This window comes from Nonomuraea sp. NPDC050663 (assembly GCF_044456985.1).
Classification (GTDB): Bacteria; Actinomycetota; Actinomycetes; order Streptosporangiales; family Streptosporangiaceae; genus Nonomuraea.
In genome coordinates, this window is the sequence record NZ_JBITGL010000003.1 from 782,675 (window position 1) to 798,109 (window position 15,435).

At 70.8% G+C, this 15,435-nt stretch carries 12 protein-coding genes; 4 read left to right on the plus strand and 8 right to left on the minus strand.

Annotation, left to right across the window (positions count from 1 at the left end; genetic code table 11):
• The first annotated feature begins 14 nt into the window (after positions 1-14).
• Entirely contained in the window at positions 15-983 is a 969-nt protein-coding gene (locus ACIBH1_RS12550) for a phosphotransferase family protein (protein ID WP_397313798.1), read from the plus strand.
• Here the strand turns inward: ACIBH1_RS12550 and ACIBH1_RS12555 are convergent.
• Entirely contained in the window at positions 980-1,306 is a 327-nt protein-coding gene (locus ACIBH1_RS12555; protein WP_397313799.1) for an ArsR/SmtB family transcription factor, read from the minus strand. The genes ACIBH1_RS12550 and ACIBH1_RS12555 overlap by 4 nt on opposite strands.
• 194 nt (positions 1,307-1,500) lie before the next feature.
• Between ACIBH1_RS12555 and ACIBH1_RS12560 the strand changes: the two genes are divergently transcribed.
• A complete protein-coding gene (locus tag ACIBH1_RS12560) occupies positions 1,501-2,478 on the plus strand; it encodes a tyrosine-type recombinase/integrase (protein WP_397313940.1) in 978 nt (325 codons plus the stop codon).
• Positions 2,479-2,853: 375 nt separating this feature from the next.
• Here the strand turns inward: ACIBH1_RS12560 and ACIBH1_RS12565 are convergent, their stop codons facing one another.
• The 6 genes from ACIBH1_RS12565 to ACIBH1_RS12590 form a co-directional block, all read right to left on the minus strand.
• On the minus strand, positions 2,854-3,804 hold the full coding sequence (locus ACIBH1_RS12565) for a hypothetical protein (RefSeq protein WP_397313800.1): 951 nt from the start codon (positions 3,802-3,804) through the stop codon (positions 2,854-2,856).
• Entirely contained in the window at positions 3,801-4,517 is a 717-nt protein-coding gene (locus ACIBH1_RS12570; protein ID WP_397313801.1) for an RNA polymerase sigma factor, read from the minus strand. The genes ACIBH1_RS12565 and ACIBH1_RS12570 overlap by 4 nt, the downstream gene beginning before the upstream one ends.
• Positions 4,518-4,699: 182 nt before the next feature.
• The gene (locus ACIBH1_RS12575) at positions 4,700-6,499 is read right to left on the minus strand and encodes a carbamoyltransferase (protein ID WP_397313802.1); all 1,800 of its coding nucleotides are present in this window, start codon (positions 6,497-6,499) and stop codon (positions 4,700-4,702) included.
• A 141-nt stretch (positions 6,500-6,640) separates the two neighbouring features.
• Positions 6,641-9,943 carry a carbamoyl-phosphate synthase large subunit gene (gene carB / locus ACIBH1_RS12580; protein ID WP_397313803.1) on the minus strand — a complete coding sequence of 1,101 codons (3,303 nt, stop codon included), beginning with the start codon at positions 9,941-9,943 and terminating at the stop codon, positions 6,641-6,643.
• Positions 9,930-11,045 (minus strand): glutamine-hydrolyzing carbamoyl-phosphate synthase small subunit, encoded by a 1,116-nt coding sequence (gene carA / locus ACIBH1_RS12585; protein ID WP_397313804.1) that lies wholly within the window; start codon positions 11,043-11,045, stop codon positions 9,930-9,932. The genes carB and carA overlap by 14 nt, the downstream gene beginning before the upstream one ends.
• Positions 11,046-11,100: 55 nt before the next feature.
• Positions 11,101-11,355 (minus strand): helix-turn-helix domain-containing protein, encoded by a 255-nt coding sequence (locus ACIBH1_RS12590; protein ID WP_397313805.1) that lies wholly within the window; start codon positions 11,353-11,355, stop codon positions 11,101-11,103.
• Positions 11,356-11,421: 66 nt separating this feature from the next.
• Here ACIBH1_RS12590 and map point away from each other — a divergent pair, with 66 nt between their 5' ends.
• Both map and ACIBH1_RS12600 read left to right on the plus strand, forming a co-directional pair.
• Complete coding sequence (map, locus tag ACIBH1_RS12595; protein WP_397313806.1) at positions 11,422-12,189, plus strand: type I methionyl aminopeptidase; 768 nt, start codon at positions 11,422-11,424, stop codon at positions 12,187-12,189.
• Positions 12,190-12,214: 25 nt separating this feature from the next.
• Entirely contained in the window at positions 12,215-14,575 is a 2,361-nt protein-coding gene (locus ACIBH1_RS12600) for an ATP-binding cassette domain-containing protein (protein ID WP_397313807.1), read from the plus strand.
• On the opposite strand, the gene ACIBH1_RS12605 is transcribed toward ACIBH1_RS12600, so the two are convergent.
• The gene (locus ACIBH1_RS12605) at positions 14,541-15,392 is read right to left on the minus strand and encodes a MerR family transcriptional regulator (RefSeq protein WP_397313808.1); all 852 of its coding nucleotides are present in this window, start codon (positions 15,390-15,392) and stop codon (positions 14,541-14,543) included. The two genes, ACIBH1_RS12600 and ACIBH1_RS12605, sit on opposite strands and share 35 nt — an antisense overlap.
• Between the last annotated feature and the right edge of the window lie 43 nt (positions 15,393-15,435).

Sequence of the window (15,435 nt, forward strand, 5' to 3'; positions counted from 1 at the left end):
TGGGTGCCCGGGTGGTGAGCTGGGTGCCCGTGCAGCCGTGGGCGGTGGCCCGGGTGCTGCTCGATGACGGCCGGCGGGTGGTGGTCAAGGGTGACCGGGGTGTGCACCGTACGGCGGGGCGGCCGGCGCGTGAGGCGGCGGCGTTGCGGTTGCTGGCGGAAGGGCTGGGGGTGGTTCTGGCTCCTGGGGTGCTGGCGGCGGGGTCGTCGTGGGTGGTGATGGAGGATCTGTCGCCGAGGGTGGCGTTGGACGGGTTGATCCGGCGTGATGGGGTGGGGCCGCATCGGGGGCGGTTGGAGGCTTTCGCGCGGGCTTTGGGGACGTTGGGTGCGGTGAGCGCGGGCCGGGTGTCGTCGTTCGGTCCGCGTGACTGGCCGCCTGCCGGGGTTCCTGCCGGGCTGCCTGAGGTGGGGGTGGCGCTGGAGGGGGCGGCGTTGCGTGAGTTCGGGCTGGCGGTGGGGGTGCTGGTCGGGCCGGGGCCGTTCGAGGGGCTGAGTCATGGGGACGCCGAGGCGAACAATGTGCTGGTGTGCGCGCAGGGTGCGCCGGATGCGCGGCTGATCGACTTCGAGTTGTCGGGCAGGGCGCACGCGGTGCTGGACGCGGTGGGTTTTCATGTGCCGGGTCCGGCGTGGATGGCGGTCGGCGGCGCGGGTGAGGTGTATCGGCGGGCGCTGGCGGCCGGGGTGCCGCAGGCCGAGGATGACCGGGTGTACGGCGGGGCGCTGGGTGCGGCGTGCTTGATGTGGGCGGTGGCGCGGTTGCGGCGCTGGGAGGTGCTGGATTGTCGTCCTGCCGGCGATGCCAGCCGGGTGCAGCTGGTGTCGACGGTGGAGGCCGCTGCCGGGGTGGCGCGGGTGTGGCGGGTGTGGCCGGCGCTGTCGGGGTGGGCGTGGCGGGTGTCGGCGTGGTTGCGGGGCCGCTGGCCGGATGCCGACGTGGATGTGGCGGCGCTGGCGCCGTACGCGGTGCGGGGGCGTTAGGCGGCGGTGTGCGCGGTGTGGTCGCGGGCGCAGGCGTCGAGGAGTCCGGGCAGGAGCTGGTCGATGTCGTCGCGGCGCAGGGTGTTCATGCGGGAGGTGCCGGTGTAGTGCTGGCGGATGAGGCCGGCTTCGCGCAGGACGTTGAAGTGGTGGGTGGCGGTGGAGCGGGCGACGGGGATGTCGAAGTTGCCGCAGCTGATGGGGTCGTCGGCGAGGTGGAGCTGGGCGACGATGCTGCGGCGGACGGGGTCGACGAGGGCGTCGAGGACACCTTGGAGGGTGATGTCGGCGCTGTCGGGGTGGGGCGGGATGCGGCTGGTCATCGGGTCCTCCTCCGGTGTGTCGATGGCCGTCGAATGTCGAAGGTTATCAAACTTCTGGGCTGTGGTCGGCGTACGGCGTAGCGGCGCGGAAACTGTCGGTGGCCGCGGCTACCTTGGGGGCGCTGAGTGGTGCTGTGCGGTGTCGAGGGTGGAGGGGGTCGGGGTTGCGCCCTGCGGAGCTGAACCGGTTGTCGGTGGCCGAGGCGGCCGATCGGTATGTGGAGCTGGTGCGGGCGCGCACGCTGACGGGGGCGTTGTCGCCGTCGACGGCGGAGGTCTATGGGCGTGACGTGGCGACGCTGGTGGAGCTGGCGGGTGCTGAGACGGTGCTCGACGATCTGTCGGGGGCGGATGTCGATGCGATCTTGCTGGCGTTCGCGCGTAGGCCCGACGGGAGGCGGTCGGAGCCTGACGGGCGGATGCAGAGCGCGTCGTCGCAGGCGCGGTTTCGGCGGTCGATCTCGGCGTTGTTCAAGCATGCGACGTTGGCGGGGTGGGTGCAGATCAATCCGATGACGACGTCGACGGTGATGGCGCGTGAGCGGGGCGGGTTGCGTGCGGAGCGGCGGGCGTTGACGCGGGAGCAGGCGCAGGGGCTGATCGGTGCGGCGGCGTCGGCGTCTCCTGCGGTGGAGGGGCGGCGTGATCAGCGGGTGCAGGTGCGTGACGGGTTGATCGTGTTGTTGCTGGCGACGGTGGGTCCGCGGGTGTCGGAGCTGGTGCGGGCGAATGTGGAGGATTTCTTCACCAACGACGGTGTGCGGTATTGGCGGATCTTCGGCAAGGGCGGCAAGACGCGGGATGTGCCGTTGCCCGGGCTGGTGGGTCAGGCGTTGGACGCGTATCTGGTGGAGGGGCGTCCGGCGTCGTCGGAGAAGGCGTTGTTGTTGTCGTGGCGGGGGCGGCGGCTGGCGCGTGGGGATGTGCAGGGGGTGATCGATCGGGTGCAGCGGGAGGTGGATCCTTCGCAGCGGCGGTCGGTGACGCCTCATGGGTTGCGACATACGACGGCGACGCATCTGCTGGCGGACGCGGTGGACATGGACGCGGTGCGCCGGGTGCTGGGGCACAGCGATCTGTCGACGTTGGGGCGGTATCGGGATGAGCTGCCTGGGGAGCTGGAGGTGGCGATGCGGTCGCATCCGCTGCTGCGGCCTCGCAAGGGCGAGTGAGCGCCCGCCGGGTCTCGGACGTCTCGGGTCTCGGACGTCTCGGGTCTCGGTCTCGCGCGTTGTCCGGGGGCAGCGCCACGCCGGGCACCAAGGGCCACCGTCCCGAAGCCGCCCGCGACCGGTGCCTTGCGCTTGGCCGGGTCTCCCCCGGCCCAGGCCCTGGCTGGGCTGAGCCCCAGCCGGCCCATTCTCTGGCTGGGCTGCCTGGCTGGGGCCTCCTCCGGCTGGGGGTGCTCCCTAGCGGGCCCCTCCGAGTGACCAGGCCACCTTGGCGACGCGCTCCTGTGGTCGAAGGCTCCCCTGGCCAGGCACCCCGCTAGGCAGTGACCCGCTCGCCGGGTGGGCCGCAGGCCGGGTCCCTGCCGGCCGTGTGGGTCAGTCCCCCGTCGAGCCGCCTGTTGCCGCGGTGTTCAGCTGCGTGGTGGTCCGGCCCGTGAGGTCCTCGAGTGACACCTCGTGCCGTGTCCCGTCCTGCAGGATGACCGTGACGCCGCTGACCCCGCCGCGAGGGGAGGCGTTCTCGCGCGCCTCGGTCGTCGGCGCGTCCGGCCACCAGGCGGCGAAGTAGCCGCCGGCGACGGTCGCGGTCACGGTGCCGCGCGCCTCCGTGACGAGCTCCACGCCCACGACGCCGTCGCCGACTCGTCCGGTGACGGTGCGCACGCTTTCCTCGCTCGTGCTGAGGACCGCGCCCAGGGCAGCGCGTGCCGATCCGGCGGGGACGGGTGCGAGTGGTCGTGCGTCGGGTCCGGGGGTACTGCCGTGTGTGCCGATGAGGTCGCCGTCGAGGAGCAGGCAGGTGATTTCGGCGAGGTGGCTGCTGTTGTCGTTGACGTAGACGAGGGTCCAGGGTCCGCGGCCTTCGGTGACCACGGGGCGGAAGTCGAGGGGGCGGCCGGTGGTGCGCTGGGCGGCGTCGTGGGCGCTGTCGAGGCACGTGGTTTGGGCGTCGGTGGCGCGGTCGCCGGTGATGGTGTGCGGTGTGGCGGTCCAGGCGGCGATCGCAGAGCCTCCGCCGAAGATGCCGGGCAGGAGGAGGGCTGCGGCGGTGCCGAGGGCGAGTCCGCCGGTGAGGGTGGCGAGGCGTCCGGTGGTGAGGACGCGGCGGCGGGTCGAGGGCGGGAGCGTCCCGGCGGGGTGGGCGGGGTCGGCAGTGGTGGCAGTGGCGGCGGGGGTGGCGCGGTCGCCGGTGCCGGGGTGGGTGGGGTCGGTGGCTGTGATGCGGGTGAGCAGCGTTTGGGCTGCGGGGTGGGTGCTGGGGTCGAGGTCGGCGGGGGTGACGGCGGGGTCGAGGCCGCGCAGGGTGTGGTGGAGGGTGTCGTTCATCGGGTGCTCCGGGAGTCCACGGTGGCAGGCGCCACGGGCTGGGTGACGGCATCGAAGCGGGCATCGAAGCGGGCATCGAAGGTTGCGTCGAGGCGGGCGTCGAGCGCGGGGCTGAGGGGTGGGGTGGCACCCGGCGCGGCGTCCCGTCCCGTGTCGTGAGTGGTGCCGTGGCCTGTGTCCCGTGCGGCCTCGTGGGCGGTGTCGGCGTGGAGGCGGAGGGCTCGGCGGGCTCGGGTGAGTCTGAGCCGGAAGGCGACGGGTGAGATGCCGAGCACGCGGGCGGCCTGCGGGGCGGTGAGGCCGTCCCATACGGCCAGGGCGAGGGCTTCCTGGTGGCGTGGGCTGAGGCGCTGCCATGCCTGGAGGAGGTCGAGGCGTCGGGCGAGGAGGTCGGGGTCGAGTCCGGTGGCCGCGGTGCCGGTGAGTTGGTGGTCGGCGATGCGGATGGTGAGGGCGTGGCGGCGTTGGTCGGCTCGTTGTCCGTTGCGGAGGGTGCGGTGTGCTACGCCGTACAGCCAGGCTCGTGCTTCGTCGGTGGCGAGGGGGATGTCGTCGAGGCGTCGCCAGGCGACGAGGAAGACGTCGGCGACGATGTCTTCTGCGTGGGTGGGGTGGACGCGTCGTTCGACGAAGCGCAGCAGCGCGGTGTATGTCTGCTGGTAGAGGTGGGCGAAGCGCTGGGTGCGCGGTGGCCCGGTGTCGGTGGCGTTCATGTGTGGGTCATGTCCGGCAGGCGCTGGGGTGTGTCGTGGTGGGCCTGGGGTGTTCCGGCATGGCGGTGTCTCCGGGTCCGTGTGGCCTGTCTGGGTGGGGACGACTTTAGGAGGCCCTGGGGACGGGTGATCGCCGGGAGGCCGTCTGGTGGAGCCTCCCGGCGATACGTCGTGGGGTCAGGTCAGGCGCTGTGGGTGTTCTTCCTGACGAGGTGGTTGCCGATGACGAGGTAGTCGATCTCGGTGCCGAGGAAGCAGCTGATCGCGTCGGCGGGTGTGCACACGATGGGTTGGCCGGCGACGTTGAAGGAGGTGTTGATCAGGCAGGGCACGTCGGTGAGGGCGGTGAAGCGGCGTAGCAGGGCGGCCAGGCGGGGGGTGTCGTGGTCGCTGATGGTCTGGACGCGGCTGGTGCCGTCGACGTGGATGGCGCCGGGGATGACGTCGGTGAATTCGGCGTGGACCGGGAAGACGAAGGTCATGTACGGCGAGCGGGTCTTGCGGCCCATGTCGAAGATCTTCGGCGCGTCGGTCTCGAGGACGATCGGGGCGAAGGGGCGGAAGGGTTCGCGGTGTTTGACCCGGGTGTTGATGACGTCTTTGATGTCGGGGAATTTCGGGTTGGCCAGGATGCTGCGGTGGCCGAGGGCGCGGGGGCCGTGTTCGATGCGGCCTTGGAACCAGCCGATGACGACTTTCTCGGTGAGGAGTTTGGCGACGTGGTCGATGAGTTCGTCGTCGCCGAGGCGGTGCCAGGCGATCTGGTCGCCGAAGTCGTGCAGGGCCTGCTCGATGGCGGTGTCGTCGTATTCGGGCCCGAGGTAGGGGGTGATGGGCTGGGGCGTCCTGGGTTGTGCGGCGCCGGCGGGGTGGTTGAGCCAGGCGTGGACGGCGGCGCCGATGGCGACGCCGGTGTCGCTGGCGCCGAAGCTGACGTCCATGTCGGTGAAGTCGGAGCTTTCGAGCAGTTTGGTGTTGTTGACGCAGTTGAGCGCGACGCCGCCTTCGAACAACAGGTGGCGCAGGTCGGTTTTGGCTTCGAGGGCGCGTAGCTGGTGGCTGGTGACGACGGTGAGCATCTCCTGGGCGGCGGAGGCGAGGTTGGCCCGGTATTCGACGGTGTCCTGCAGGGGGCCGAAGTGTTGTTCGAGGAGGGGGTCGTAGCAGCGGGCGTCGTCGAGGTCGTGGGGCACGGTGAGGCTGTAGCGGCCGTCGTCGTGGAGCTGGATGAAGTGTTCGAGGAAGGGGTTGGGCGTGGGGGGTTCGGCGAAGCCGGACAGGCCCATGATCTTGTATTCGTCGATGTTGGGGACGAAGCCCAGGTAGCGGGTGATGGAGGCGAACAGCAGGCCGATGGAGTCGGTGGCGGTGATGGCCGATTCCTGGAAGATGGTGATCTTTCCGTCGCGGATCTCTCCGATGAGGGAGGAGAACAGTTCGGCGCGGCCGTCGCTGATGAGGAAGGCGCTGTCCTTGAGTCCGGCGGAGTAGTAGCCGGTCATGGCGTGGGCGAGGTGGTGCGGGACGAAGACGACCTTGTCGGGGTCGGGGGTGAAGCCGGTGCGGGCGGCGAAGTCGGCCAGGACGGCTTCGTGGCCGAGGGCGTCGATGATGAGGGTGCCGAGGCGGCGGAGCAGGTCGAGTTTGGCTTCGGCTTTCATCGGGGTGTGGGCGAGGCCGAGGAGGAGTCCGTTGACGACTTCGGTGCTGAAATTCCAGGGAATGGCGATGAGGTCGACGTCGGAGAATTCGATTCCGGCGAACTCGAGGCACCATTTGACGGAATTGATCGGGAAGTCGGAGGTTTTCTTCTCGCGGTTGAGTCGCTCTTCTTCGACTGCGGCGACGAGTTTGCCGTCGACCAGTAGGGATGCTCCGGCGTCGTGGCCGAGTATGTAGTGTTTGTCGATGCCGACGGCGCCGAAGTGTTCAGCGAAGATTCCAGCGCCGCGGGTGAAGCCGTTGCACCCCAGGACAATCATGTTGGCCTTCCTTCTCTGCTTCTGCGCTACGCGGTTCGGAATATTCGGGCGACTTTCCTGGCCAGCGTAAGGTCGAATGTGAATGGCCTTCAATAGGAGTGCCGCACCATCGTGGGTGCGTTTCTCATGGGCGGGTGTGCGTTAGGTGATGGCGAGGCGGCGGGCGTGTTCCTGGAGGGAGCGCACGCCGACGTCGCCGCGGATCATGGCTTGGATGCCGGCGGCCGCGGCGGCCAGGCCTTGGACGGTGGTGATGCAGGGGGTGCCGCGCAGGACGGCGGCGGTGCGGATCTCGTAGCCGTCGAGGCGGGGGCCGGAGTGTCCCGGGCTGCCGAAGGGGGTGTTGACGATGAGGTCGATGTGGCCGTCGAGGATGGCCTGCACGCAGGAACGTGAGCCGGTGGGGTCGTCGCTGTGCTTGCGCAGGATCTCGGTGGGCACGTTGCTGCGGCGCAGGACTTCGGCGGTGCCTTCGGTGGCGAGGATCTCGAAGCCGAGGTCGGCGAGGATCTTGACGGGGAAGATCATGGCGCGTTTGTCGCGGTTGGCGACGGAGACGAAGACGCGGCCTTTGGTGGGCAGTTCGCCGTAGGCGGCGGCCTGGGATTTGGCGTAGGCGACGCCGAAGCTGGTGTCGATGCCCATGACTTCGCCGGTGGAGCGCATCTCGGGGCCGAGGACGGTGTCGACGCCGCGGAAGCGGTTGAACGGCAGGACGGCTTCCTTGACGGCGATGGAGGCCTGGGGTGGCAGGTTGCCGCCGTCGCCGGTGGGCGGGAGCAGGCCTTCGGCGCGCAGGGAGGCGATGGTGGCGCCCATCATGATGCGGGCGCAGGCCTTGGCGAGGGGGACGGCGGTGGCCTTGGAGACGAAGGGCACGGTGCGGCTGGCGCGGGGGTTGGCTTCCAGGACGTACAGGACGCCGGCGAACATGGCGTATTGCACGTTGAGCAGTCCTCGTACGCCGACGCCGTGGGCGATGGCGCGGGTGGCGTCGCGGATGCGGGCGATGTCGGTGGAGGCCAGGGTGATGGCGGGCAGAGCGCAGGCGGAGTCGCCGGAGTGGATGCCGGCTTCCTCGATGTGTTCCATGACGCCGCCGAGGTAGATGTCGTGGCCGTCGTAGAGGGCGTCGACGTCGATCTCGATGGCGACGTCGAGGAACTTGTCGATGAGGACGGGCAGGAGGGGGTGGTCGCCTTCCTGGCGGGCCAGGTGGGCGGCCATGTAGGCGGCCAGGGTGCGTTCGTCGTAGGTGATGGCCATGCCGGCGCCGCCCAGCACGTAGGAGGGGCGGACGAGGACGGGGTAGCCGATGTCGGCGGCGATCCGCAGGGCGTCGTCGACGGTGCGGGCGGTGTCGTGGCGGGGGGCCAGGAGCCCGGCGTGGGCCAGCACGCGGCCGAACGCGCCGCGTTCTTCCGCGAGGTGGATGGCTTCCGGCGGGGTGCCGGCGATGGGCACGCCGGCGTCCTTGAGTGCTTGGGCCAGGCCGAGCGGGGTCTGGCCGCCGAGCTGGACGATCACGCCGGCGACGGGTCCTGTGCGTTGTTCGGCGTGGACGACCTCGAGGACGTCTTCGAGGGTGAGGGGTTCGAAGTAGAGCCGGTCGGAGGTGTCGTAGTCGGTGGAGACGGTTTCGGGGTTGCAGTTGACCATGACGGTCTCGAATCCGGCGCGTGACAGCTCGAACGAGGCGTGGACGCAGGCGTAGTCGAATTCGATGCCCTGGCCGATGCGGTTGGGGCCGCTGCCGAGGATGATGACTTTCGGGCGGTCGCCGTACGGCACCTCGGATTCGACGTCGTAGGTGGAGTACAGGTAGGGGGTCGTGGCGGCGAACTCGGCGGCGCAGGTGTCGACGGTGTGGTAGACGGGCCGTACGCCGAGGTTGTGCCGGAAGTGGCGGACGGCGGCTTCGGTGGTGGCGCGGATGTCGGCGATCTGCCGGTCGCTGAAGCCGTGGGCCTTGGCGCGCAGGAGCCGCGTGGTGTCGAGTCGTCCTGCGGCCAGGGCGGCGGCCTCTTCGTGCAGGAGGTGGAGCTGGTCGATGAACCACGGGTCGATGCCGGTCGCCTCGGCCAGCTCTTCGGGGGTAGCGCCGGCGCGGATGGCCTGCTGCATGGTGCGCAGCCGTCCGTCGTGCGGGGTACGGCAGGCCTCCAGCAGGGTGGTCTTGTCGCCGGGCTCCCCCGCCCAGCTGAAGGAGGAGTCCTTCTTCTCCAGGGAGCGCAGCGCCTTTTGGAGTGCTTCGGTGAAGCAGCGGCCGATGGCCATCGCCTCCCCCACCGATTTCATGTGGGTGGTGAGGGTCTGGTCGGCTCCGGCGAACTTCTCGAAGGCGAAGCGGGGTGCTTTGACCACGATGTAGTCGAGGGTGGGTTCGAAGGAGGCGGGCGTGCGGCGGGTGATGTCGTTGGGGATCTCGTCGAGCGTGTAGCCGATGGCGAGCTTGGCGGCGATCTTGGCGATGGGGAAGCCGGTCGCCTTGGAGGCCAGGGCGCTGGAGCGGGAGACGCGCGGGTTCATCTCGATGACGATCATGCGGCCGGTGCGCGGGTCGATCGCGAACTGGATGTTGCAGCCGCCGGTGTCGACGCCGACCTCGCGGATGACCGCGATGGCCACGTCGCGCATGTTCTGGTATTCGCGGTCGGTGAGGGTCAGCGCGGGCGCCACGGTGACGCTGTCGCCGGTGTGCACGCCCATCGGGTCGATGTTCTCGATCGAGCACACGATGACGACGTTGTCGGCCTTGTCGCGCATCACCTCCAGCTCGTACTCCTTCCACCCGAGGATCGACTCCTCCAGGAGCACCTCGGTGGTCGGCGAGGCGTCCAGGCCCGCCCCGGCGATGCGTCGCAGCTCCTGCTCGTCGCGGGCCAGGCCGGATCCGGCGCCGCCCATGGTGAAGGAGGGCCGCACGACCAGCGGATAGCCCAGCTCCCCCGCCGCGGCCAGGCACTCCTGCAGGGTGTGGCAGATGAGCGAGGCGGCACTGGAGGCGTTGAGTCCCTGCTCGCGGGCGACCTTCGCGACGATCTGCTTGAACGTCTGGCGGTTCTCGCCGGCCTGGATGGCGTCGAAGTCGGCGCCGATGAGTTCGACATCGTAGTGGTCGAGGACTCCGGAGGCGTGCAGGGCGACGGCGGTGTTGAGCGCGGTCTGGCCGCCCAGGGTGGGCAGGAGCGCGTCGGGGCGTTCCTTGGCGATGATCTGCTCGACGTAGGCGGGGGTGATGGGTTCGACGTAGGTGGCGTCGGCGAACTCGGGATCGGTCATGATCGTCGCCGGGTTGGAGTTGACGAGGATGACGCGGAAGCCTTCTGCCTTGAGCACGCGGCAGGCCTGGGTGCCGGAGTAGTCGAACTCGCAGGCCTGGCCGATGACGATCGGCCCGGAGCCGATGACGAGGATCGAGTGGATGTCCTCACGTTTGGGCACGGCTCATGACCTCGCAGAAGTCGTCGAACAGGGTGGAGGCGTCGTGGGGGCCGGCGGCGGCCTCGGGGTGGTACTGCACGCTGAAGGCGGGCGCGTGCAGCAGGCGCAGCCCTTCGACGCAGCCGTCGTTGAGGTCGACGTGGGTGACTTCAGCCTCGCCGTAGGGGGTGCCGAAGGGCCCGTCCGCAGGAGCGTCGACGGCGAAGCCGTGGTTGTGGGCGGTGATCTCGACCTTGCCGGTGCGCCGGTCCTGGACGGGGTGGTTGACGCCGCGGTGGCCGTAGCGCAGCTTGTAGGTGGCCAGGCCGAGGGCGCGGCCGAGGAGCTGGTGGCCGAAGCAGATGCCGAAGAACGGGATCTTGGCGGCGAGGACCTGCTGGAGCACGCTCACGTCGGCGGTGGCGGGGTCGCCGGGGCCGTTGGAGGAGAACACGCCGTCGGCTCCGATCGCGGTGATCTGCTCGAAGGTGGCCGTGGCGGGCAGCACGTGCACCTGGCAGCCGCGCTCGGCCATGCGCTGCGGGGTCATGCCCTTGATGCCCAGGTCGATCGCGGCGACGGTGAAGCGCCTCTCGCCGATCGCCTCGACGACGTACGGCTCGGCGGCCGACACCTGGCCGGTCAGGGCGGCGCCTTCCATGCGCGGGCTGTGCCGTACCCGTTGGAGCAGGTGGGCGATCGGCTGGGCGGGGCGGGTGAAGATGCCGGCGCGCATGACGCCGCGTTCGCGCAGGTGGCGGGTCAGGGCGCGGGTGCCGCGCAGGGCGATGCCGACCACGCCCTGCTCACGCAGGTAGGTCTCCAGGTCGCCGGTGGCGCGCCAGCTGGAGACGACGCGGGAGGGTTCGCGCACGACGTAGCCGGCGACCCAGACCTTCGACGACTCCGGATCTTCGTCGTTGACGCCGGTGTTGCCGATGTGCGGCGCGGTCATGGCGACGATCTGGCGGTGGTAGGAGGGGTCGGTGAGGGTCTCCTGGTAGCCGGTCATCGCGGTGGTGAAGACCATCTCGCCGAAGGTCTCGCCGTCGGCGCCGTACGGCACGCCGTGGAAGACGCGGCCGTCTTCGAGGACCAGCACAGCCAGGCCGGACTGACTCATTGTCCGATGGTGACAGTGGCCCGGTGGCGGCCGGTGGAAGTCTTGCCGGTTTCTTTCAACCCTGCGGTGTGGGGCTCAGGCGCAGCGCGAGGTGGTCGAGGGAGACGTCGAGGGCCTCGGCGAGGGCGGCGATGGTGAAGAAGGCGGGGGTGGCGATGCGGCCGGTCTCGATCTTGCGCAGGGTTTCGGCGGAGATGCCGGCCAGGGCGGCGACCTCGACGATGCTGCGTTCGCCGCGGGCTTGGCGCAGGAGGGTGCCGAGGTGTTCGCCGCGGCGGCGTTCCTGCGGGGTCATGGGAGGTCGCACCATGTCTGCCAGCCTACCCGTCCGGGATACAAATACCAGCGGGATAAAAATACCGGTATTGTTATCGGCATGGTGGAACTGAAGACGACATCGGAGATCGAGGCGATGCGGGAGGCCGGCCGCGTGGTCGCCGCCGCGTTGCGGGCCGTGCGCGAGCAGGTGGCGCCCGGCGTGAGCCTGCTGGAGCTGGACGAGGTGGCCGCGGCCGTCATGGACGAGCACGCCGCCAAGCCCGCGTTCCTGCACTACCGGCCGCATTTCGCGCCGACGCCGTTCCCCGCGGTGATCTGCACCTCCGTCAACGAGGTGATCGTCCACGGCATCCCCACCCGGCGCCGCCTGGAGCGGGGCGACCTGCTGAGCGTCGACTGCGGGGTGTACCTGGACGGCTGGGCGGGCGACGCCGCGTTCAGCATGACGGTCGGCGCCGGGCGGGCCGAGGACCTGGAGCTGATCGCCACGGCCGAGGCGGCGCTGGCCGCGGGGATCGCCGCGGCGGTGCCGGGTGCGCGCCTGGGTGACGTCGGGCACGCGATCGGGCAGGTGGCCGCGCGCGGCGGCTGTGGGGTGCCCGACGGTTTCGGCGGGCACGGCATCGGCCGCCACATGCACGAGGACCCGTCGGTGCCCAACCGCGGGCGGCCGGGCCGCGGCATGGTGCTGCGCCCCGGGCTGGTGCTGGCCATCGAGCCGATGCTGGTGGCCGGTGGTGACGGCCGCTATCACGAGCTGGCCGACGGGTGGTCGCTGGCCAGCGTGAGCGGGCGGCGCGCCGCGCATGCCGAGCACACGGTGGCCGTCACGCAGGAGGGTCCGCTGGTGCTCACGGCCCTGTGACCGACGATGCGGTAGGCTGTACCGTATGGCGTACGGTCAAGGGTTCGGCAGCATCGAGATCGCCGGCGCCCGGGTCAACAACCTCCGCGACATCAGCCTGTCGATCCCGAAGAACCGGCTGGTGGTCTTCACCGGGGTGTCCGGCTCGGGCAAGTCGTCGATCGTGTTCGACACCATCGCGGTGGAGTCGCAACGCCAGCTGAACGAGACGTTCACCCCCTTCGTCCGCAATCGGCTGCCCCGCTACGACAAACCCGACGTGAGCGCGATCGCCAACCTGTCGGCCACGATCGTGGTGGACCAGAAACCGGTCGGCGGCGGCTCCCGCTCCACCGTCGGCACCCTGAGCGACATCTCCCCCATGCTGCGGGTGCTGTTCTCCCGTTACGGCACCCCCAGCGCCGGCTACTCCCACGCCTACTCCTTCAACGACCCCGCCGGCATGTGCCCCGGCTGCGACGGCCTGGGCCGCAGCCTGCGCCTGGACTTGGAGGCCTTCCTCGACGAGGAGCTGTCGCTGGATCAGGGCGCGATCCGCTTCCCGCCGTTCGGGGTGGGCACCTGGCAGTGGCAGATCTACGCCCGCTCGGGCACCTTCGACCCGGCCAGACCGCTGCGCGCCTACAGCGCGGCAGAACGCGACAAGCTCCTGCACGGCGAGGGCTTCACGGTGCGGGTGCACGGCAAGAACGGCAGCGTCAACACGATGGCCTTCGAAGGCCTGGTCACCCGTTTCACCCGCCTGTACCTCAAACGCGACACCTCCGCGCTGGCCGCCCGCACCCGCGCGCAGGTGGAGCAGGTGGTGAGCGAGGGACGCTGCCCCGGCTGCGACGGAAAGCGCCTCAACGCCGCGGCGCTGGCCACCAGGATCGGCCCGCACTCGATCGCCGACTACGGCGCGATGGAGGTCACCGACCTGCTCGCCGTCCTGCGCGGCCTCAGCGATCACGGAATAGGCGATCACGGGCTCGGCGATCACGGGCTGGGCACCCGCGGCCTGGACAATCCCGCGGTCGACGGCGCGGTGCGCGGCCTGGAACGCCTGGAGGCGATCGGCCTGGGCTACCTGTCGCTGGAGCGGGAGACCTCCACCGTGTCGGGCGGCGAGGGCCAGCGGCTGAAGATGGTGCGCCACCTCGGCTCGGCCCTGACCGGCATGACCTACATCTTCGACGAACCCAGCTCCGGCCTGCACCCGGCCGACGTCGGCCGGGTCAACCAGCTGCTGCTGGCCCTGCGCGACAAGGGCAACACGGTGCTGGTCGTCGAACACGACCCCGACGTGATCGAGATCGCCGACCACGTCATCGACCTGGGGCCCGGCGCCGGAGTCCACGGCGGCGCCGTCGTCTACGCCGGAACCGTCGAGGGCCTGCGCCGCTCCGGCACCACGACCGGCCGCCACCTGGCCGCCCGCCGCCCCCTCAAGACGCCGGTCCGCGAGCCGCGCGGCCACCTGGAGGTGGCCGGCGCCGACCTGCACAACCTGCGCCAGGTCAGCGTGCGCCTGCCCCTGGGCGTGCTCACCTGCGTCACCGGCGTGGCCGGATCGGGAAAATCGACGCTCATCGGCCGGGTGCTGCCCGCACAGCACCCGCACGCGGTCGTCGTCGACCAGGGCGCCATCGGCGTGTCGTCCCGCTCCAGCCCCGCCTCCCACATCGGCGCGCTGGAACCGATCCGCAAACTCCTGGCCAAAGCCTCCGGCCGGCCGCCCGGCCTGTTCAGCTCCAACGCCGCCGGAGCCTGCCCGGCGTGCGAGGGACGCGGCCTGGTCCACACCGATCTGGCCTTCATGGACCCGGTGACGACCGTGTGCGAGGCGTGCGGCGGCACCCGCTTCTGCGACGAGGCCCGGCGCCACCGCTGGAACGGCAAGACCATCGTCGACATCCTGGCCCTCGACGCCGAGCAGGCGTGCGCCTTCTTCGCCGGCCAGCGCGCCCTGGCCGCGAAACTGTCGACGCTGGTGCAGGTCGGGCTCGGCTACCTCACCCTCGGCCAGCCGACCAGCACCCTGTCGGGCGGCGAACGGCAGCGGCTCAAACTCGCCGGCGAGCTGGGCGCCAGCGCGAACCTGTACGTGCTCGACGAACCCACCACCGGCCTGCACCCGGCCGACGTGCACGCGCTGGTCGACCTGCTGGAGCGGCTGGTCGAGCAGGGCAACACCGTCGTCGTCATCGAGCACGACGTCGAGGTGATCAAACGCGCGGACTGGGTGGTGGACCTGGGGCCCGGCGGCGGACGCCACGGCGGGCAGGTGATGTTCGAGGGCACCCCGGCGCAGCTGCTGGCCGACGCCGGCTCGGTGACCGCCCGTCACCTGCGGCGATCGGTCGAAGGGCTCACTCCTGCTCCAGCGCCACCATCAGGTGGGTGACCAGCTCGCCGGGCGGGGTTCGCGCCGGATCGGAGACGTACACCTCGCGGATCGGCCCCGCCGCCGGGACGCCGCGTTCGGCGCACCAGGCCAGCAGCGCGTGGGCGGTCAGGTCGATCTGGTCGTACGGCCCGACGTGCGTGGCGGCGGCGAAGGAGCCCCCGGGCAGGATCCGCTCCCCCGGCCCGGCGGCGACCCCGGCAGTGACTCCGGCGGTGACCCCGGCGGTGACCCCGGAGGTGACCCCGGAGGTGACCCCGGAGGTGACCAGGGCGACCTCGACGGTGAGCGGCTCGCTCAGCTCCACCGGGAACAACCCGATGAGCTGCGGCCCCCCTTCACCGACCTCATGGGAGGCCAGGAGGCGGGCGACGGCCGCCGAGGTGGCGCGGGCGATGTCACCCGGCCCGGAAGCCTGCTCGGCGGCGACGACGACCGGGCGGGGCGGTTCGTGGACGATACGCACCCGCGCCCGCGGCAGCCCGTCGGCCATCACCCGCTCCAGCGTCGCCAGCGCCCTGCGGCGCCGCTCCAGCTCCGCCTCCAGTCCGGCCCGCACCCCCGCCAGCGCGCCTGCCGTACCCGACAGCACCTGCGCCACCACCGGCAGCGGCACGTCCAGCGAGCGCAGCAACCCGATCGACAACGCCTGCCTGGCCTGCCCGGCCCGGTAGTAGCGGTAGCCGGTCACCTCGTCGACCCGCGCCGGGCACAGCAGCCCCAGCTCGTCGTAGTGGCGCAACTGCTTGACGCTCAGCCGCGCCAGCCGGGCGAACTGCCCGATCGTCAGCAGCTCTTCCCGCATGTCCCCGTGCATGACACCACCCAACCAGGTTGCGTCTGACGTCGCGTGAGGGTTC